14 protein-coding genes are annotated in these 20,010 nt (G+C 37.3%); 10 read left to right on the forward strand and 4 right to left on the reverse strand.

The window, feature by feature from the left end:
- Positions 1–42 precede the first annotated feature (42 nt).
- The 4 genes from rpsB (at position 43) to recG (ending at position 5,147) form a co-directional block, all read left to right on the forward strand.
- Positions 43–846, forward strand: coding sequence for a 30S ribosomal protein S2 (rpsB, locus tag C7H19_RS06320; RefSeq protein WP_106456048.1), 804 nt, complete (start codon positions 43–45; stop codon positions 844–846).
- 71 nt (positions 847–917) lie between these two features.
- Positions 918–1,658: a translation elongation factor Ts gene (gene tsf, locus C7H19_RS06325; RefSeq protein ID WP_106456049.1), complete on the forward strand. Its 741-nt coding sequence runs from the start codon at positions 918–920 to the stop codon at positions 1,656–1,658.
- Between the two features lie 112 nt (positions 1,659–1,770).
- Positions 1,771–2,658 carry a hypothetical protein gene (locus C7H19_RS06330; protein WP_106456050.1) on the forward strand — a complete coding sequence of 296 codons (888 nt, stop codon included), beginning with the start codon at positions 1,771–1,773 and terminating at the stop codon, positions 2,656–2,658.
- 26 nt (positions 2,659–2,684) lie between these two features.
- On the forward strand, positions 2,685–5,147 hold the full coding sequence (recG, locus tag C7H19_RS06335; RefSeq protein WP_106456051.1) for an ATP-dependent DNA helicase RecG: 2,463 nt from the start codon (positions 2,685–2,687) through the stop codon (positions 5,145–5,147).
- Positions 5,148–5,157: 10 nt separating this feature from the next.
- On the opposite strand, the gene C7H19_RS06340 is transcribed toward recG, so the two are convergent.
- The gene (locus tag C7H19_RS06340; RefSeq protein ID WP_106456052.1) at positions 5,158–5,763 is read right to left on the reverse strand and encodes a Uma2 family endonuclease; all 606 of its coding nucleotides are present in this window, start codon (positions 5,761–5,763) and stop codon (positions 5,158–5,160) included.
- Between the two features lie 89 nt (positions 5,764–5,852).
- Here C7H19_RS06340 and C7H19_RS06345 point away from each other — a divergent pair, with 89 nt between their 5' ends.
- The 6 genes from C7H19_RS06345 to hpsP all read left to right on the forward strand — a co-directional run bounded on the left by C7H19_RS06345 (position 5,853) and on the right by hpsP (position 15,644).
- Positions 5,853–8,747: a glycerol-3-phosphate acyltransferase gene (locus C7H19_RS06345; RefSeq protein ID WP_106456053.1), complete on the forward strand. Its 2,895-nt coding sequence runs from the start codon at positions 5,853–5,855 to the stop codon at positions 8,745–8,747.
- A 170-nt stretch (positions 8,748–8,917) separates the two neighbouring features.
- Positions 8,918–10,378 (forward strand): phosphoglucosamine mutase, encoded by a 1,461-nt coding sequence (glmM, locus tag C7H19_RS06350; RefSeq protein WP_106456054.1) that lies wholly within the window; start codon positions 8,918–8,920, stop codon positions 10,376–10,378.
- 108 nt (positions 10,379–10,486) lie between these two features.
- The gene (gene hpsL / locus C7H19_RS06355) at positions 10,487–12,196 is read left to right on the forward strand and encodes a hormogonium polysaccharide biosynthesis protein HpsL (protein WP_106456055.1); all 1,710 of its coding nucleotides are present in this window, start codon (positions 10,487–10,489) and stop codon (positions 12,194–12,196) included.
- 35 nt (positions 12,197–12,231) lie between these two features.
- Positions 12,232–13,269 (forward strand): hormogonium polysaccharide biosynthesis glycosyltransferase HpsN, encoded by a 1,038-nt coding sequence (gene hpsN / locus C7H19_RS06360; protein ID WP_106456232.1) that lies wholly within the window; start codon positions 12,232–12,234, stop codon positions 13,267–13,269.
- Positions 13,270–13,311: 42 nt separating this feature from the next.
- Positions 13,312–14,475: a hormogonium polysaccharide biosynthesis glycosyltransferase HpsO gene (gene hpsO / locus C7H19_RS06365; protein WP_106456056.1), complete on the forward strand. Its 1,164-nt coding sequence runs from the start codon at positions 13,312–13,314 to the stop codon at positions 14,473–14,475.
- Complete coding sequence (gene hpsP / locus C7H19_RS06370) at positions 14,472–15,644, forward strand: hormogonium polysaccharide biosynthesis glycosyltransferase HpsP (protein ID WP_106456057.1); 1,173 nt, start codon at positions 14,472–14,474, stop codon at positions 15,642–15,644. The genes hpsO and hpsP overlap by 4 nt, the downstream gene beginning before the upstream one ends.
- Before the next feature lie 25 nt (positions 15,645–15,669).
- Here the strand turns inward: hpsP and C7H19_RS06375 are convergent, their stop codons facing one another.
- The 3 genes from C7H19_RS06375 to C7H19_RS06385 all read right to left on the reverse strand — a co-directional run bounded on the left by C7H19_RS06375 (position 15,670) and on the right by C7H19_RS06385 (position 19,984).
- Positions 15,670–17,370 (reverse strand): PPC domain-containing protein, encoded by a 1,701-nt coding sequence (locus C7H19_RS06375; protein WP_106456058.1) that lies wholly within the window; start codon positions 17,368–17,370, stop codon positions 15,670–15,672.
- Between the two features lie 81 nt (positions 17,371–17,451).
- Positions 17,452–19,236, reverse strand: coding sequence for a hypothetical protein (locus C7H19_RS06380; RefSeq protein WP_106456059.1), 1,785 nt, complete (start codon positions 19,234–19,236; stop codon positions 17,452–17,454).
- A 166-nt stretch (positions 19,237–19,402) separates the two neighbouring features.
- Positions 19,403–19,984, reverse strand: a complete 582-nt coding sequence (locus C7H19_RS06385; protein WP_245927346.1) for a hypothetical protein — start codon at positions 19,982–19,984, stop codon at positions 19,403–19,405.
- Between the last annotated feature and the right edge of the window lie 26 nt (positions 19,985–20,010).

The raw sequence follows: 20,010 nt of genomic DNA on the forward strand, positions 1-20,010 counted from the left end.
CCCTGAATGGAAGCTAAACCCGAATCGGAGTAAATCAAAAATATGCCAGTTGTTACACTTGCTGAACTGTTAGAATCAGGCGTTCACTTCGGCCATCAGACGCGCCGTTGGAATCCCAAAATGTCACAGTACATATATACTGCTAGAAACGGGGTACATATAATTGACCTCGTACAAACAGCCGAACTGATGGAAGAAGCTTATGACTATGTGCGTAAAGCATCAGAACAAGGCAAGCGGTTTTTATTCATTGGAACCAAAAGACAAGCAGCCGGAATCGTTGCACAAGAAGCCTTACGCTGCGGTTCTAACTTCATTAACCAACGTTGGTTAGGGGGAATGCTAACTAACTGGGAAACCATCAGAGGACGGGTTGAAAGACTCAAAGAACTCGAAGAACTCGAAAACAGTGGAGCGATCGAAAAACGCCCGAAAAAAGAAGGAGCAGTATTACGTCGAGAACTCAGCAAACTACAAAAATATCTAGGCGGAATCAAAACCATGCGCCGCTTACCCGATATTGCCGTAATTGTTGACTTAAGACGGGAATACAACGCCATCAAAGAATGTCAAAAGTTGGGAATACCGATCGTATCTTTATTAGATACCAATTGTGACCCCGATGCCGTAGATATTCCGATTCCAGCGAATGATGATGCAATTCGGTCAATTAAACTCATCATTGGTAAGTTAGCCGACGCGATACATGAAGGTCGTCACGGTAAACTTGAAGGTGAGGATGAGTACGAAGAATTTGAGGATGAACTCGATGAGATAGAAGATGACTTCTCCGAAGAAATTCCCGACTGGGCATCTGGCTACACTGACGAAGAAAACGATAAATAAGACAATCATAAACGGAGGGGAAACAGTCACACCCTCCTTTAAAAACGAATCTAGATTAGGATTAAATCAACATGGCGGAAATATCGGCAAAACTGGTCAAAGAACTACGCGAAAAAACTGGCGCCGGAATGATGGACTGCAAAAAGGCGTTAGCAGAAAATGACGGTGATATGTCTAAAGCAGTCGAATGGCTACGACAAAAAGGCATTACCTCCGCAGAAAAAAAAGCAGGTCGGACAACCGCCGAAGGAATGATCGGCCAGTACATCCATACGGGTAGTCGAATTGGTGTATTAGTTGAAGTCAACTGTGAAACCGACTTTGTCGCCCGACGTGATGAGTTTAAAGATCTCGTTGGTAACATTGCGATGCAAATTGCCGCTTGTCCGAATGTAGAATACATTAAGGTTGCGGATATTCCTGAAACCATCATTCAAAAAGAAAAAGACATCGAAATGGGACGGGACGACTTGGGCAACAAACCCGAAAATATTAGGGAAAAAATTGTACAAGGTCGAATTGACAAGCGTCTCAAAGAACTGTCATTGTTAGATCAACCTTATATTCGGGATCAAAACATTACGGTAGAAGAGTTGATTAAACAAACCATTGCAACAATTGGCGAAAATATTCAGGTACGCCGTTTTGTTCGTTTTGTCCTAGGGGAAGGTATTGAAAAGCAAGAAGTCAACTTTGCTGATGAAGTTGCCGCCCAAATGGGTCAAAAAGTTGAAGAAAAGCCGGCTGAAACCCCTTCACCAGATGTAAAAGAAGAAAAAAAAGAGGCAAAATCTTCTAAAAAGAAAAAATAATTGCTAATCTTAAATAATTAAACGTAGGGTGGGTCTGACTCACCCTGCTTTATTATATTTACTTATTGAATAAGTTCATTTATACTATTATTATCGTAAAATAATTACTGATATGACTGGAAGACTACATCAAAAAAAACAAGAATTAGCCGCTTTAGAAGAAAATACAACTCAGCAAGCCCAAATATTACGAAATTATTATCAGACTTATTTAGAGTCATTAAGTCAGTCAGTGTATAAACAATTAATCTTGGCGAGTTATCAAATTTGTACACAGAAATATCCTCAAGAATTTATTAATCTTTCTTACAGTCAACGCCAAAAACTACAAGAACAAATTAAAACAATTGGCAAAACAACTATAGATAAATTAATCGAATTATTAAATAAAAAGCACAAAAAACATCAAGAACAACCGATTAATATACTAGAAGAAATGTTACTTGGTATTGCACCTACAGAAGAAGAAGTCACGCCCTTAGAAACAGAAGAAGAAATAATGCTAGAAAATTCCGATACTTTTAGTAATATTAAAAAACCTGATGAATTAATCGAATGGACTAAACACATAGAAAAAGGAATTACTCAAGTTTTAGATACTCTTTCGATGGAGATTAATAATAATTTACAAAAATATAAAATTTTACCCAATCAATTACCAAAACAAGTTTTAGAAATGGCAATTAAAGCCGAAACACCAGAACACCCAACAGGCGGACAACCCAATTTATTAGATGTTATAATTGAAACGGGAAATAAAGGAAATGATGCCGAAAATATAGAAGTACCAATGACTCAGGCTCAAGTAACAAAATTAGTTGCAATTCATTTAAGATTACATGAAATTGAATTTACAGAGCCAATATTGACATTACAAAGAAAACAAATTCGTCAGATACTAGAACAAATTAATCAACTCAAAAAACAGTATCAGAAAAAAGAAAAAGAATGCGCGATCGCAGAAGCCGAAACAGCTTGGCGTTCTTCTTGGTATGATTAAACTAAATCGATGTTAAACTAAAAAATATGAAAGAGGAACAAATCGACTGGATTAGACTACAAAAAGCCCTATCAATAGAAGCGGAAAAAGGATTTACAAACTTACAAGGAAATCAATATCGCTTCAGTGAGTTTATGTGTCTTAGTTTTGGTCAATCACCTCCTTTTGGTACATCTTTAGAGGCGCGTCGAAAATGGTTAGATTTAGCTATAAAATTTTCACGTTATCCAGAATTAATCACCACACAACGCCAAGAATTAGTAAGAGAAACCCGACAATTTTTACAAGAACTTAAACAAACCTTAGAAAATCCTCCAGAACCGCCACAACCGAAAATTCCTAAGACTATTCCTGTCACAGAAACCGCTAATAATACTCGCCCTCTTACCTTAGATCAATCATTAAAAAGTCTGACAGCAGTGGGAGAAAGAAAAGGACAAGATCTCGTTGAACGACTTGGACTCAAAACCGTTAAAGATATTCTATTTTATTTTCCGCGTGATCATATAGATTATAGCCGTCAAGTTTATATCAAAAATCTAGAAGCAGGAGAAACCGTAACCTTAGTCGGAACCGTCAAAAGATGTAACTGTTTTACCAGTCCAAAAAACACCAAATTAACCATATTTGAAATCGTTTTAAGCGATCCGACTGGACAAATAAAACTCAATCGCTTTTATGCAGGAACACGTTATAACAATAAAGGATGGCAAGAAAGACAAAAAAGATTTTATCCGCCTGGTGCTACAATTGCCGCATCCGGATTAGTCAAAAAAAGTAAATATGGGGTAACCTTAGATAATCCAGAAATCGAAATCCTAGACAGTTCAGGCTCGCAAATTGAATCCATAAAAATTGGTCGTGTTTTGCCCGTATATCCCTTAACAGAAGGCATCGCGGCTGATTTAATCAGAAAAACCGTTGTAGAAGCATTAACCGCAATCAATCAAATTAAAGATCCCTTACCCAATGATCTAAAAAATATTTATGGATTAATTAGTTTAAAAGAAGCGATCGCTAATATCCATTATCCCGACAATTCCAACCTTTTAGCCCATGCGAGACGACGGTTAGTCTTCGATGAATTCTTCTTCCTACAACTCGGTTTTCTGCAACGTCGCCACAAACTCCAACAAAATCAAACCAGCGCAAGCTTTAACCCCAGAGGACAACTCATCGAGCAATTTAACAAAATTATCCCTTTCAGCCTTACTAACGCCCAAAAAAGGGTCATTCAGGACATTCTTAAAGACCTATCCTCCTCTACTTCGATGAACCGTTTAGTACAAGGGGATGTCGGTTCAGGCAAAACGATCGTCGCCGTATACGCCATCTTAGCCGCCCTGCAATCTGGATATCAAGCCGCACTAATGGCACCAACCGAAGTTTTAGCCGAACAACATTACCGCAAACTCGTCACATGGTTTAACCTCTTGCATTTGCCCATCGAACTACTCACCGGTTCTACTAGAGTCGCTAAAAGAAGAGAAATACACGCCCAACTCGACACCGGAGAACTTCCCCTACTAATTGGTACACACGCACTCATCCAAGATCCCGTCAACTTTAGAAAATTAGGTTTAGTCGTCATCGATGAACAACATCGCTTTGGCGTTCAACAACGGGCTAGACTACTATCTAAAGGCGAATCTCCCCACGTCCTCAGCATGACCGCTACCCCCATACCCCGAACCCTCGCATTAACCCTACACGGCGATTTAGATGTGAGCCAGATCGATGAATTGCCCCCCGGACGACAACCCATTCAAACCGTCGCCTTAACTGGACAACAACGAACACAAGCTTATGATCTCATTCGTCGAGAAATTGCCCAGGGTAGACAAGCTTATATAATATTTCCCATGATCGAAGAATCCGAAAAACTCGATCTACGGGCTGCAGTAGAAGAACATCAACGACTTTCTGAAGTGATTTTCCCAGACTTTCAGGTGGGTTTATTACATGGTCGCATGAGTTCAGCCGAAAAAGAAACAGCCCTAAACGCCTTCCGAGATAACCAAACTCAGATAATTGTCTCAACAACCGTTATTGAAGTTGGGGTCGATGTTCCCAATGCTACCGTTATGTTAATCGAAAATGCAGAACGTTTCGGCTTATCCCAATTACATCAGTTACGGGGAAGAGTTGGACGAGGATCACATCAGTCTCATTGTTTGTTGATGAGTAGTAGTAAAACAACCGATGCACGTCAACGACTGAGTGTATTAGAACAGTCACAAGATGGCTTTTTTATCTCCGAGATGGATATGCGTTTTAGAGGGCCCGGACAAGTTTTAGGTACACGACAGTCAGGTTTACCAGACTTTGCTTTAGCTAGTTTAGTCGAAGATCAGGAGGTTTTAACCTTAGCCAGAGACGCAGCCGAAAAAATCATGTTACAAGATCCAACTTTAAAATATTCTCCCTCATTAAAAAGAGAATTAGACGATCGATATCAGAGAATGCTAGGGTCAGATATATTGAATTAATCAGATTTGCTCAACGAGGCAAAATATCCAGTAAACAGAGTTGGAGATTAGGGAAAAGAGGAGAGTAAATTTGTTCTCCTAAACGATATTGTTGTTGCTGATATTCTTCATCAACTAGCTGACAGACTGTGAAAGTAGGTTGTTTTGGCTTTCCGATAAAGGCAACACCACCTAAACCCCGATAATCAACAATCCAATATTCAGGAATCCCCAATAAAGCATATTCTTCAACTTTTCGAGCATAATCAGTCTCCCAATTAGTACTCACCACCTCAACAACTAATTTAATAGATTGTCCCGAAGTGATCACAGGTTCTTTTTCCCATAGAGGTTCTAAAACGAGAACAGTTTCATCAAGAACAATAATATCAGGACGACGGGCGGTAGCTATTTCAGCAAAAGGACGAATCAAACAAGTACGAGGGATAAACCAGGGCTTTTGTTCCTTTATTAGAGCAATACCAATTTGAGTTGCTAGTTTACCACTAACTGTCTCATGGGGTCCCGTTGGTTCCATATTAATTAATTCTCCATCAGCCAATTCATAGTCTGACTCATTCCCATAATGTCTCAAAAATTCCTCAAAAGTCATTAGTTTTTGGGGCGTGTAGGTCATAAAGAATCTCCTGATCTGATTTGTCAATATGCCTTAAATAATTGTACTAACTGTTATATTCAAAACATGAACTTTATTACGATCGCTCAATGTCACAAGTTTGGGGTTTACTGATCATCTTAATCATCTGTCCGTTGTTGGGGGGACTTCCCCTCATTGACTGGATAACCTACGGACTAAGTAGAAAACGTTTATCTAAAATAGGAACGAGAAATATTTCTGTATCGGCTGCATTTTATCATGGCGGTCAACTTGCTGGAATTTTCGCCGTAGTTTCAGAAGCAGCAAAAGGAATTTTAACAATATTATTAACGCGAGTCTTTTTTCCCTCTGGTTCTGTTTGGGAATTATTCGCCTTATGTGCTTTAGTCTTAGGACGTTACTGGTGGGGAAAAGGTGCCGGAACAACAAATGTTTTTTGGGGCGTTATGGTACACGATCCAATAGGGGGAAGTTTAACGCTAGTTTTGAGTTTAATTAGTTTTACCTTGTTCCGCGATCGCAAGTCAGGAAAATTAGTCGTTTTGTTTTTGTTAGCCCTCATTTTAACCCTGCGTCATGCCAACCAACCAGAATATATCATTGGCGCGATCGCACTTGCTGCGTTACTAGCGGGAATTTATCAAAAAATACCAGATGATCTAGACTTATCCCAAACAAATGTTAACCCAGAATCTAAAAAAATGTTTCGTTTTTTTCGTGGTGAGCAAGCTATCCTATCTTTAAATGATTCTTTAAAACCCCAAAAAGTCGGACAAAAAGCCGCTACTTTATCTCATCTAAAACGTTTGGGTTATGCTATTCCTGATGGATGGGTATTACCCGCAGGAGACGACATACAATCGCTCATTTCTTTCTTAAATCCTAGCATCACTGAACCGTTAGCCGTACGCTCATCAGCCATTGGTGAAGATTCAGAAAACGCCTCGGCTGCGGGACAATATATAAGTATTTTAAACATTACCAATAAAGAAGAATTAGAATCAGCCATTTTAGCTTGTCAAAACTCATATAATAGTCCTACTGCTATTAGATATCGCCAAGATCGACAACAAAAAGATACATCAATGACAGTCCTCATTCAAAAACAAATTAAAGGCGTTTTTTCTGGAGTTGCCTTTAGTCGAGATCCTGTCGAGCAACTCAATACTAATGTTGTGATTGAAGCTTTACCCGGTGATGCGTCTCTAGTGGTTTCAGGAAAAGTCACCCCAGAACGATATCAAATAGAAGTCAGTGATCTTAAAGAAAATAATTTAGATGAAATAGAAGTTAATATATTAGGCGAAGGAGATGTCCCGCTTCATTTAATTAAACAAGTTGCTATACTTTCTCGACAACTAGAAGACTTATATCAAGGAAAACCACAAGATATAGAATGGACTTATGATGGTCAAACAATTTGGTTACTTCAGTCTCGTGCAATCACCAATTTACACCCAATTTGGACACGCAAAATAGCCGCAGAAGTTATCCCTGGTGTGATTCATCCTCTTACTTGGTCAATAAATCAACCTTTGACTTGCGGGGTTTGGGGCGATATTTTCCAACTTGTTTTAGGAAAACGGGCGCAAGATTTAGACTTTAATCAAACCGCAACACTTCACTTTCAAAGAGCTTATTTTAATGCCAGTTTACTAAATACAATTTTTCAACGAATGGGACTGCCGCCAGAGAGTTTGGAATTTTTAACCAGAGGCGCGAAATTATCTAAACCCTCGGTTTTTTCGACTCTTATAAATCTACCTGGATTATTGCGTTTAGCCCAGCGAGAATGGCAATTAGAAAAAGATTTTGAGCAAGATAAACAACATTATTTTATACCAACACTTCAAGAAATAGAAATACATAATTTAACTAATTTGTCAAGCAAAAAAATATTAAATCAAATCGAACAAATATTATTAGTCCTAAAAAAAGCCACCTATTATAGTATCCTAACTCCCTTAAGTTTTGCCATTAGACAAGCGATCTTAAAAGTCCCATTTGAAGACTTAGATAATTCCGCCGCTCCAGAAGTAGCATCAGTGCGATCGCTTGCCGCCTTAGCAGAAGAATTAGGTCATTTACTCCCCATCCAAACCATCAAAGCGGATAATTTTGCCGCCCTATTTGCTCATTTATCAGAAGTAAGCGAAGGAAAAAATATTCTAAATCGATTTCAAAAATGGTTAGAGTGCTATGGCTATTTAGGAGAAGTGGGAACCGATATAGCCGTACCTCGTTGGAGTGAAGAGCAACGACCCGTCAAAGAATTATTTTTTCAGTTTCTTTTCTCTAGTCAGCCATTTTTTGCCACTAAGTCATCAGATGATTTATCTACTTCATCTTGGCCGACACTCTGGCTACAAAAACGACTTAATCTCAAAAATCAAACTACAGAAATTTATTCTAAATTATTATCTTATTTACGTTGGCATTTTGTCGCATTAGAAGAAAATTTGATGATCTCAGGACGCTTAAATCAAACGGGTGATATCTTTTTTCTAAAATATGACGAAATTGAGAAATTAACTCAAGTTAACCACAATTTTGCTGATTTAATCCAACAACGACGACAGGAATTTCAACAAAATAAAGACCTAACTCAAGTTCCCTATGTCGTATATGGAAAGCCAAATCTCACAAACAAACCATTCATTTATAACATCTCATCTCGGAGTAAATTACAAGGAATTGGTGCAAGTCCAGGTCAAAAAATCGGAATAATCAAAATTGTGAAAACCTTACAGAATCTACCGAACATTGATGCACAGACCATTTTAGTAGTACCTTATACCGATTCGGGATGGAGTGCCATCTTATCTCGTGCAGGTGGCATTATTGCAGAAGTCGGCGGACGTTTATCACATGGGGCGATTATTGCCAGAGAATATGGTATCCCGGCTGTAATGGATGTTCATCATGCAACAGAAATTCTAAAAAATGATCAACTCGTTCGGATAGACGGACAAAAAGGACTGATAGAAATTCTCGATCGCTAGAAACATCTTTTTTATCCCGTCGTCATCGGTGAATTATAGCATAGAAAAAATTTTTCGCTATATACTAGCATCTATTACAGCAAATATGGTTGGTGCAATAATCCCAATTTGTCGTAAGCTTTAACAATTCAACTTTCTTTTTGGTGTGATGTGTGAGGAGCAAATATAACATGGTAACATCTATTTCTTATAAAGAAAACGAACAATTAGATCACTATCGTCAGACCTTTGACTCAGTGGATTTTAACTCAATTCTTACGTTACCCAAATCCCCCCTTTTTGGTACAGATGGCATACGGGGCAAAGCTGGAGAATTATTAAATGCCTCCTTTGCTATGCAACTAGGATTTTGGGCTGGAATTGTCTTAAAAGCATCTTCCCCAATGAGTGGCCCGATTATCATTGGACAAGACTCCCGCAACTCTAGTGATATGTTGGCAATGGCGATCGCATCGGGCTTAACCTCAGCCGGTTTAGATGTTTGGCACATTGGTTTATGTCCAACTCCTTGTGTTGCTCATCTAACTCGTTCTACCCATGCTAAAGGCGGTATTATGATTTCTGCGAGTCATAACCCACCCGAAGACAACGGAATTAAGTTTTTTAGTCATCAGGGAACAAAATTATCAGCCAAGCTTGCAGGACAAATCGAAGCTGGTTTAAGAGGAACAATCATTCTTTCTCAACAAGAAACAAAAATTTGGGGAAAATCCTATTATTGTCCAGAAATGGCGCATGATTATACACAAACTCTGTTAAATTCCCTCCCGTCAGGTTTAACGTTTGCTGGAATGAGAATAGTTTTAGATTTAGCTTGGGGTGCATCGGTTAATATAGCCCCCGACTTATTTAAACAATTAGGGGCCGATGTGATCTGTTTACATGATCAACCCGATGGATCTCGCATTAATGTCAACTGTGGTTCAACTCATCTAGAAACACTACAAGAAGCTGTCAAGACTTATCAAGCTGATCTCGGTTTTGCCTTTGATGGTGATGCAGATCGAGTAATGGCGATCGATGCAACAGGTAAAATTGTCGATGGCGACTACATCTTATATCTTTGGGGACAATATTTAAAAACACAAAATTTACTCCCCGATGATCTAATTATTGCGACGGTGATGGCTAATTTAGGCTTTGAGAGAGCATGGCAAAAATTAGGCGGAAAATTTATTCGTACAGCAGTTGGGGATCAACACGTACAAGCCCAAATGTGGGAAACTGGAGCGATGTTAGGCGGCGAACAGTCGGGACATATTATCTGTCATCATTATGGTGTTTCAGGCGATGGTGTACAAACGGCACTACAATTAACCGCCTTAGTTCGTCAATTAGGCGTTTCTTTGGATGAATTAATCAATCAAAGTTTTCAAACCTACCCTCAAATTCTAAAAAATGTTCGGGTCGAAAATCGAGAACGGCGTTGTAACTGGGAACAGTGCGAACCTTTACAAAATGCGATTTTCTCGGCTCAAACGGCTATGGGAGATCAAGGACGAATTTTAGTACGTGCATCGGGAACCGAGCCATTGATTCGGGTTATGGTAGAATCTGCTTGTGCTAATTCGGCTCAACACTGGACAGAACATCTTATTCAAATTGTGCAACAGTACCTAGCTATTGAATAATGTTAAACTTGAAGCTAGTTTAGATGAAACACCACAATATATTTAAACAAACAAAAATTGTGGTGCTTCATTTTATTTAGATAAAAAGTTTCATGGCTTATTTAGTTCATGTTAAAAAGAACCATTAAGACACAAAAAGAATCGACCAAAAAAGAAACGACAAAGCTTAGTTTGCAAGAACAATTAGCCCGAAAACGTCAGGCTAAAGAAAACCAAAAAAAGCTAATTACTGTTTCATCTAGTGCGATCGCTGCTGGTTTAGTGATTGGCTTACCGATCGCTTTGTTGGCTAAACCAGTTTATGGGCTGATAACAGCTTTAGTAATTCCAATCTTAATCTTATCTTTTTTCTATCCTCGTGCTGCTTTATGGATGTTTTTAATTTATATTCCTTTTAATGGAACGATTACTTACTGGGTTTCTGGCGAAAATCCCATCCTTCAAGTCAGTAAAGATATCTTTTATCTTCCAGCATTATTAGGTTTAATTTTTGAATGCGTTCGAGATAAAAAGCCGATTCTTGTACCTCGAAAATTGATGCCCACCTTAGCCTTTTTGCTATTTTATTGTTTATTAGTATTATTTGTTGTTAACTTATCGAGGGAAACTCTCCCATTTTGCGATACTTTAACCGAAAAATTCTTACCCAATCCTCAAGGAGGTTTACCGATTCGAGTACCTTGTAAAGAGGGATCACCTTTTCTTCAAGGCCTTCTTGGCTTAAAAGTTTTAATGGGCTATATTCCCCTAATATTCTGCGCTTACTATTTTGTAGACAGTAAGCAGAAACTACTAAACATAGGCCGATTACTCGTAATTCTTGCGATTATTTGCTGTAGTTTAGCCCTAGTCCAGTATTGGTTACTTTATACAGGTCGCTGTATCGGGACAAGAGGTATGATGGGAGAAGATTTATTTCAAGCCCAAATTGCTTCTCGATGTTTCATTGGTGGTGCAGTTCTGTTTAGTCCAGAATATAATCAAATCCGTTTACCTGGAACTTTTGCATCTCCTTGGCACTGGGGTTGGTTTTTAGTCGCCAATAGTGCTATCTGCTTTGCAAGTGCTTTTAGTGAAAAAGCTTTTTGGTGGAAAATAACTGGTTTAGCTGGATTAGCTTTAGTTTTTATAAATGCAATCATTTGTGGACAGCGACTCTCTTTTTTATTAGTGCCTATCATCATTGTTGTTTTGTTAATTCTGACAGGTCAATTAAAACAGTTTAAACAACTAATCGTAATTGGTGTTATTTTAGTAATATTTTTATCAATTGGTTTTTCTTTCTTTAATTCCGAATTTATTCAACAACGAGTTGATAGTTTTGTCGGTCGCTGGAATCAAAGTCCTCCTCAAGAATTTATTGTAAAGCAAGTGAATTTTGCATTAAGTAATCAGCGTGGAATTTTAGGCAATGGATTAGGAAGAGGGACATCTTCAGCAAGGGTATTTGGTCCTATTTCATTTTTAGAAACATTTCACAGTAAACTTATTTTTGAATTGGGTATGATTGGATTTATCATCTATATGATTTTCTTGACCCATTTACTAATTTTGGCATTCCTATCATATCGTTCGATTCGAGATCCGAGTCTTCGGAGTTTTGCCTCTAGCTTTTGGATATTTTTGGTGATTATTAGCTATTTACCATATTGGTATCCTTTAGATACAGATCCAGTTGGAATTTATTATTGGTTTTTTGCTGGCATCATTTTTAAACTGCCAATTATCGACAAGCAAGAACAACAATTAAAAGAAAATCCACCATTAACTCTTGCAGAAACTTTAAAAATTAAGCGTAAGAAATTATCTTGGGCTTAAATTATTTAATTCACATCAAACCTCGCTCTTTACTTATGTCACTTCCTTTAATCTCTGTTATTATTCCAACTTATCGCCGAGAAGAACCTCTAAAAGATACTCTCGATGATGTTTTGCAACAAGACTATCCTGCATTGGAAGTGTTGGTAATTGATCAAACTCAATCCCATACAAGCGAAGTGCAATCTTATCTCGAAAATTTAGCTAATGCTAATAAAATTAAATGGTTTCGTCTCAATTGGGCAAGTTTACCAGGGGCGAGAAATTTTGGTGTGAGACGAGCATCTGGGGAAATTATTCTATTTATTGATGATGATGTCAGACTTCCCAATGGATACTTTAAAGCTCATGCTCGTATATTTTTAGATCGACCTGATGTGGGTATTGTTGCAGGGCGAGTATTTGATCGGATGAAGTTAGCTGATGCTAATAAATTAAAGACAGATGACTCGCCTTATGAGATTGAAGATTTACCCCCCGAAGCAATGGACCCCGGTATCGCTTGGTATCATATTGATTTAGTTCATACCATTAAAGCTCAACAAGTCATTTCTCCTAGAGGCTGTAATATGTCGTTTCGGCACGACATTTTTACTAAATATAATGTTTGGTTTGATGAACGTTTTAGAGGCGGTGCAGTTCGAGAAGAATCAGACTTTTCTTTAAGACTACGAGCGACTGGTTATTCTGTTTGGTATGAGCCAGATGCCTATCTAATTCATCTCGGCGAAGAAACAGGGGGATGTCATGATATTAACACCCGTTCGTTGCAATATCAAATTACTTTTTATCACAATCATTTTTTGATGGCGTTAAAAAATTTAACGTTGAGTCAGCAATTTCGTCTTTACTTTAAGTTATTTGATTGTCATGTTCTCGGAAATCCACCTTGTAATAAAGGCGGTTCACCTATTAAAGTTTTGTCTCGTGGAATTTTTTATAGTTTAGGTTTTTTAGATGCTGTCAAAACTCAAGTTAAATCTCTTTGGGATGATGGACAAATTTATACTAAGCAAGATCAAAAATCTACTCAATTAACCATGAACAATGAACAATTATCTTTAAAAAGTTAAATTTTACAGCGAGAAAAAACGTAAATAGCTCCAGATAAGTTTATGAAGATTTTAGTCGCTAGTCATACTTATATTGTTGATCTCAATTGTGAAAAACTTAGGGTTTTGACTGAAATAGAGCAAAATGTTGAGGTAACGGTTGTTGTTCCTAAACGATGGAAACCAGGCGGAGTTCAGAATAAAATTATTGAAACTAAGCCTTGGAATTTAGGTAATTTTCGGGTTATTCCTATTTCTAATTTTAGCCAAAATAACCAGCCATTACTAACTTTTGGAGCCGATATTATTTCGCTTTTAAAAACATTTCGCCCTAATATTATTCAAGTTGAGCAAGGTGCTAAATCTTTGGGTTATTCTGAACTAATTACCCTCAATCGTCTCTTAAATTTAAAGGCTAAAAATTGCTTTTTTACTTGGTGGAATATTCCTTATAATAATAAGTTTCCCATTTCTTGGATGGAGTCTTATAACCTGAAAAATACCGATGGTTTAATTGCAGGTAATCAAGATGCTGAGGACATTTTACGAGAACACGGATATAAAGGTATTTCTAAAGTAATGCCTCAACTTGGAGTTGATGAAGTCTTATTCTCTCCTTCAAAACAATCTCAATTAGCAACAGAATTAGGAATGACAACACAAGAATTTGTCATTGGTTTTGTTGGGCGTTTTGTACCAGAAAAAGGAATATTAACCCTCATTAAAGCTCTTGCAGGATTAAAGGATTTATCTTGGAAATGTTTACTTTTAGGAAGAGGAACCCTAAAAGAAACTATTTTGTCTGAAGCTACAGCCATTGGCATTCAAGACCGAATTATTATTGTTGAAAGTGTGCCACATGATGAAGTACCTCGTTACATTAATTTGATGAGTACTTTAGTACTGCCTTCAGAAACCAGTTATCAGGTAAAAACTTTAACGGCTGTTGGTTGGAAAGAACAATTTGGCCATGTTTTAATAGAGGCAATGGCTTGTAAAGTTCCTGTGATTGGTTCAAATTCTGGGGAAATTCCTTATGTTATTGGAGAAGCAGGATTAATCTTTCCTGAAGGTGATATTTTAGCTTTACAAAATTGTTTACGTCAGATGATAGAAAATCCCGCACTCTGTCAAAATTTAGCTGAACTGGGTTACGATCGCGTCATAAATCAATATACCAATAAAGCTCTAGCAAAAAGTTTACTAGACTTCTATCAAGAACTATGAAAGTTTTACAAATTGTACCTTCAATCTCTCTGATTTATGGCGGCCCTAGTCAAATGGTAATCGGTTTATCGTCTGCTTTGGCTAACTTAGGGGTTGATGTTACAATCTTAACCACTAATTCTAATGGCGATGTCGGTCAACCTCCTCTAGATGTTCCTCTCTTAAAACCCATTTCTGAAGATGGCTATCAAATTATTTATTTTCCCTGTTCTCCATTTCGTCGTTATAAATTTTCTCTAGGTTTACTTAGTTGGTTGGCTAAAGAAGCGCATAACTATGATATAGCCCATATTCATGCTTTATTTTCTCCAGTAAGTACGGCGGCGGCTACCATTGCTCGAAGAAAAAATTTACCTTATTTACTTCGTCCTTTAGGCACACTTGATCCAGCCGATTTAAGAAAAAAACAACAATTAAAAAAGATTTATGCTGCACTATTAGAAAAACCTAATTTAGTTGGGGCTGCGGGGATTCATTTTACCAGTGATCAAGAATGTAAAATATCAGAACGATTCGGCGCGAAAACTCAAGATTTTGTCGTTCCTTTGGGCGTTAATTTTCCTAAGTTGCTCCCAAAAAAAGGAAAAATATCTCAAAATCTAGGAATAAAGAGTCATGTTCCTTTAATTGTATTTATGTCTCGCATTGAACCCAAAAAAGGACTAGATTTATTATTACCTGCCTTAGAAACTCTATTAGAAAAAGGCATCAATTTTCATTTTGTCTTAGCGGGAAGTAATCCGCAAGATCCAAACTACGAAAATCAGATTAAGCAACAAATTAAAAGCTCAATTTTATCTTCATATACCACAATTACAGGATTTGTTGAAGGCGAGGTTAAATTAGGTTTATTACAGGATGCTGATTTATTTGTATTACCTTCATACTATGAAAATTTTGGAATTGCTGTCGCTGAAGCAATGGCAATTGGTACACCAGTTGTGATCTCAGATCAAGTTCATATTTGGGGTGCAGTGGAAAAAGCGGCGGCAGGTTGGGTAACAAAATGTACTGTCGCAGATTTAACCCAAACCTTACAAACCGCATTACAAGACGCAGAAGAACGCAAAAAAAGAGGAGAGAATGGCAAAAGTTTAGCATTTGAGCAGTATAGTTGGGATGCGATCGCGCATCAAATGATTGCAGTTTATCAACAAGCAATTCATTAAAAGAGCAATACACACTCCAACTTTTTTAGGATGCTGATAAATTCAGACTAAAACGAGTATTACTAGCTGCTGTAAAAGTGCTATCTTGTTGCAATCTGAGGAAGTAAGTTCCTGCGGCTAAAGATTTTGTCAGATTAATAAAAGGTGAGTTAAGCGAAGGACGACTAGACTCAATTGATTCACCATCATCAATTTGATTATTGTTATTAGCATCAAAGTAAAGATTTAATATTGGAGCATCGATATTACTAACCAGATTTAAATTATTTAAGGTTAAGTTTAAAGTACTCGGTGTGACGATATTAAACCGATAAATATCTGATGGATCTACCGCACCCACAAAGTTTTGCAGGAACACTGGATTACTACTAAGAGTACCAATATTCAAAGCAGTAGAAGCCATTTCACCAGGATCGGGAAAAGCTGGTGCCATCGGAACTGTTGTTGCTGAAAAGTTTAGATTATAGGTGGTGTTGGTGGTTGTATCAGAGGCAAATACTCTAACGTAGTAAGTTCCTGCGCCTAAAGTACGGTTGAAACCAAACCGGTTACTAGAATCTGGAATGTTGCTAGGACGAGAGAAAATCTGTTCTGACGTACCACCTTCGTTAATATTATTGGCGTTACTGTCATAAATAATTTCTAAATTTAATGGTTTATTAGACCCACTAATTGAAATATTAACATCTGAGGTTGTCGGAATCAAAATTCGATAAATATCGGTTAAATCAGTACTACTAATTTGCTGAGTAATAGTTCCACTACGTCTACTGTTGAAAATTCCTAAATTAGCAGCCGTTGTCAGGTTATTATTATCATTTCCTGGATCAATACCTCCTGGAATAGCCAAAGGTAAATTACCTGGTATTCGTTCTTCACGGAAACCAATTCCTTCAAAATGATTTAAGGCTTGCTGATTGGTGACGATTCCATTTATTCCTAAATCGGGATTATTGATTCGGTAAGAATTGACATTAAAATATTCTGATGCTTGTCTACCTTCATTAATTCCAAAAAATTCAAAATGGTCTAAAAGTTGTTGGCTACCCATTCCGGCTAAATCGAGGTTATTCTGAGGATTAACATAAAATACTGGAGCATAAGAAAGGGATAAACGACGACCCTCAAAAACTCCATTTGTTCCCACATGTTGTAATAATCCTGAATACGATATATTTGCGGCTTTTATATCTGGGTTCGCTGCTTCATAAATTCCTAGATCAATCACTGGAGAGAAACGGCGTTCTTCATTAATTCCAAAGCGTCGTAAATGATCTAACAATTGTGGTTGAGTTAAACCCGCTAAATCAGCATTAGCACTTCGATAAAAGCCTAGATCGACTAAAGCCGAAGTCCGTCTATTTTCATTAATTCCAGAAATTTGATAATGATTAAAAAGTCCTTCGTTAGTGGTTACTCCGTTTGAGGCTAAATCTAAATTGGCTCTTTGATAAAAACTTAAATCAAAAAAGGGTGAAAATCGTCTACCTTCTGCTACACCAAAATTAGAAAGATGATTATAAAGACTAGGTGCATCAAATGAAGATAAATCACTATTACTAGCTCGATAGAAATTTAGATCGACAAACCGAGAAAATAATCTATTTTCAGTAATCCCAGTACTAAAAAAATGGGCGGTAGCCTGCTCGTCTGTTGTCAATCCGTTTAAGGCTAAATCTGGATTCACTTCACGATAATAGCCAACATCAAATAAATTCACTGCCATGATTATTACGTCTCAAATAATTGTTTTCTATTTTACAGCAATAGACTTAGAAATAGGTTAGAAAAACTAACTCAAGAATTTTTAGGTAAAAGTATAGCCTAAGCTATAGGTTCCTTTATTTGTCGAAGGATTCGGTCTAATTCTGATGTAATAAGTTTGTGCCACTTCATCGGGAATATTTCTTAATAAAAATTGTGAGTTTCCTGACTGACTAAAAATAATTTCACCATCCTCTAAAATTTCATTCTTATTACTATCAATAAAAATCTCGGCTATGACGGAGCTACTAATATTGAAAATTTGTCCGTTAAAATTACCCTGATCTGTAGTGGTAAAACGATAAATATCTTGTAGATCAGATGTGCCGATAAAATCATTAAATTCAATTGTATTAAAAGTTGTAGATAGAACGCCTAAATTTAAAGCTGTGGCAGTTGTTTCACCAGGATCTCTCGATGTATTAATTCCCCCCAGTCCATTAGAGGATAAATTTAATCTATAATTCGTTGGTTGATTTGTTGTCGCTTGCTGCACAATCAGATAATAAGTTCCTGCTGCAAAATTTCCGCCAATATTGCTAGTACTACTCGTCTGAATGTTACTAATATACTCGTCTGCATCTAACACCCCATTACCATTACGATCGACAACTAAGAAGTAATTTACTGGAGCCGTTAAATTATTAATTTGTAAGCTGACATTAGAAGGAAAAGCAACGGTAAAACGATAAACATCGATCGCACCACTATTATTAACCGCTTCATTGATAATGCCACTTCTACCACTGGTAAACGCACCTAAATTAGTGGCATTTCCGAAGAAAGTTCCTGGTGTTCCTGAAAGTGCGATCGCAATGCTATTCGCTCTTCGTCCTTCATGTAAACCGATGATTTCATAATGATTAAGTGCTTGTTGACTACTCAAACCACCTTGTAATAAGTCTGAATTATTTCCTAAATAGAATCCTCCACTATAAGAGTCGGATGACTGTCTATATTCATTGATTCCAAAATTAACAAAATGGTTTAAAAGTTGTTGGCTACCCATTCCAGTTAAGTCAGAGTTAGCAATAGAATAAAAAACAGGATCATAAGATGCACTAAGGCGACGACCTTCAGTTGAACCGGTTAAAACAAGATGATTGAATAACGTCCCATTATCTAAATACGCTAAATCGGGATTATAATCTCGATAAAAATCTAAATCAACAATGGGTGAAAAACGTTGCCCTTGGCGAAGTCCAGAGGATTGTAATTCCCGAAATGCGAGACCCCGATTATTATTAACTGCGGCTCTTGTAGCGGCTAAATCTTTGTAAGAGTCCAGATATTGTAAATAAAAATTAACATCAACAAAGGGTGATGATTTACGTCCTTCATTTATCCCCGATACTTTAAAATGTTCTAACAATCCTGCATTATCAAAAGCTCCAAGCTCACTACTATAAGTTTGTCGATAATATTGGATATCAAAGAAAGGGGAAAATCGTCTATTCTCATTGATTACTGATAAGACTGAAGCTTGAACATGATTAAACAAACCTTCATTATCTAAACCAGCCTGAATTAAGTCAGGATTAGCCATTTGATAAAATTGGGTATCGTAGAAAGGGGAAAAGCGTCGCCCTTCTTTAACACCATTATTCGCCAAATGATTGTAGAGCGATAGATTATCTAAAGAAGCTAAATCTGAATTACTTGCTCGATAAAAACTCAGATCAGCCAATCGAGAAAACTGTCTGCCTGCTTCAAAAACACCATATGTAAAAAAATGATTGGTGAGTTGTTCGTCTGTTATCACTCCGTTTATGGCTAAATCTGGATTAGCTTGACGATAGTAGTTAACATCAAATAAATTAGCTGTCATGATTACACCCCGATCCTAATTTTTTTTCTTAATCAACATTTAAACTAATATAGTTTATTTTTGAAAAAAAAATGGGTATATAAAAAAATAGCTATATTTTTAGATAACTAATTTTTTATTCCCAGTTTTATTAACATAAATATTTTTCTAAGTCAAGCTTTTTGGCTTAGTTTTGTGGATAAGTTGGAAAGATTTCTCTTGGGAAATCTTCGGCGGTTAAACAAGTTTTCATCGCTTGTACAGGTGATGTTTCTTCGCCATTCCGAGACAGTGCAATCACGCATTCTGAATAACGACCAGGTAACAAACTGCGCCGACAAGACTCCAAAGAAAACAGAGAGGGATCGGACTCTATTTTAGAAGATGCTTCTAGACTTAAAGGTGTTCCTTCTTCCGATTGATAAGAACCTGTTGTCGTTGTGGGCGCTAAAGGTATTGCACGATTAATATCTGTGACGCAATTGGCTAAATCAACGGGTCGTCTGACTTGGTAACAAGCTTCTAGGGCATCTTCGGGATTAATCGACGTTCTGCCTTTAATTTGACTGACGCATCTCGATAATTCTTTGGGAATGAGGGCATCAGAACAGGCTACTTTGGCTTTGGTGACTGGTACACCTGTTCCCTGAATCTGCTGTACACATACATCAAATTGATTGCGGGCATCGGCTGGCATCGTTGGAAATACCCACATTCCTAAACCGGCGGGAAGTGTGGCGATCGCTCCCCAAATCGTAAGCTTTTTCATGTCTTTTTAAACATATCTCATAAAAT

The organism is Aphanothece hegewaldii CCALA 016 (assembly GCF_003007785.1).
GTDB lineage: Bacteria > Cyanobacteriota > Cyanobacteriia > Cyanobacteriales > Microcystaceae > Chroococcus > Chroococcus hegewaldii.

Bases quoted from the DNA above. Each gene is read 5' to 3' on its own strand.
- rpsB (WP_106456048.1), top strand. From the start codon at position 43: ATGCCAGTTGTTACACTTGCTGAACTGTTAGAATCAGGCGTTCACTTC.
- tsf (WP_106456049.1), top strand. From the start codon at position 918: ATGGCGGAAATATCGGCAAAACTGGTCAAAGAACTACGCGAAAAAACT.
- C7H19_RS06340 (WP_106456052.1), bottom strand. From the start codon at position 5,763: ATGACCTACACGCCCCAAAAACTAATGACTTTTGAGGAATTTTTGAGA.
- C7H19_RS06330 (WP_106456050.1), top strand. From the start codon at position 1,771: ATGACTGGAAGACTACATCAAAAAAAACAAGAATTAGCCGCTTTAGAA.
- hpsP (WP_106456057.1), top strand. From the start codon at position 14,472: ATGAAAGTTTTACAAATTGTACCTTCAATCTCTCTGATTTATGGCGGC.
- hpsN (WP_106456232.1), top strand. From the start codon at position 12,232: ATGTCACTTCCTTTAATCTCTGTTATTATTCCAACTTATCGCCGAGAA.
- C7H19_RS06385 (WP_245927346.1), bottom strand. From the start codon at position 19,984: ATGAAAAAGCTTACGATTTGGGGAGCGATCGCCACACTTCCCGCCGGT.
- C7H19_RS06380 (WP_106456059.1), bottom strand. From the start codon at position 19,236: ATGACAGCTAATTTATTTGATGTTAACTACTATCGTCAAGCTAATCCA.
- hpsO (WP_106456056.1), top strand. From the start codon at position 13,312: ATGAAGATTTTAGTCGCTAGTCATACTTATATTGTTGATCTCAATTGT.
- recG (WP_106456051.1), top strand. From the start codon at position 2,685: ATGAAAGAGGAACAAATCGACTGGATTAGACTACAAAAAGCCCTATCA.
- C7H19_RS06345 (WP_106456053.1), top strand. From the start codon at position 5,853: ATGTCACAAGTTTGGGGTTTACTGATCATCTTAATCATCTGTCCGTTG.
- hpsL (WP_106456055.1), top strand. From the start codon at position 10,487: ATGTTAAAAAGAACCATTAAGACACAAAAAGAATCGACCAAAAAAGAA.
- glmM (WP_106456054.1), top strand. From the start codon at position 8,918: ATGGTAACATCTATTTCTTATAAAGAAAACGAACAATTAGATCACTAT.
- C7H19_RS06375 (WP_106456058.1), bottom strand. From the start codon at position 17,370: ATGGCAGTGAATTTATTTGATGTTGGCTATTATCGTGAAGTGAATCCA.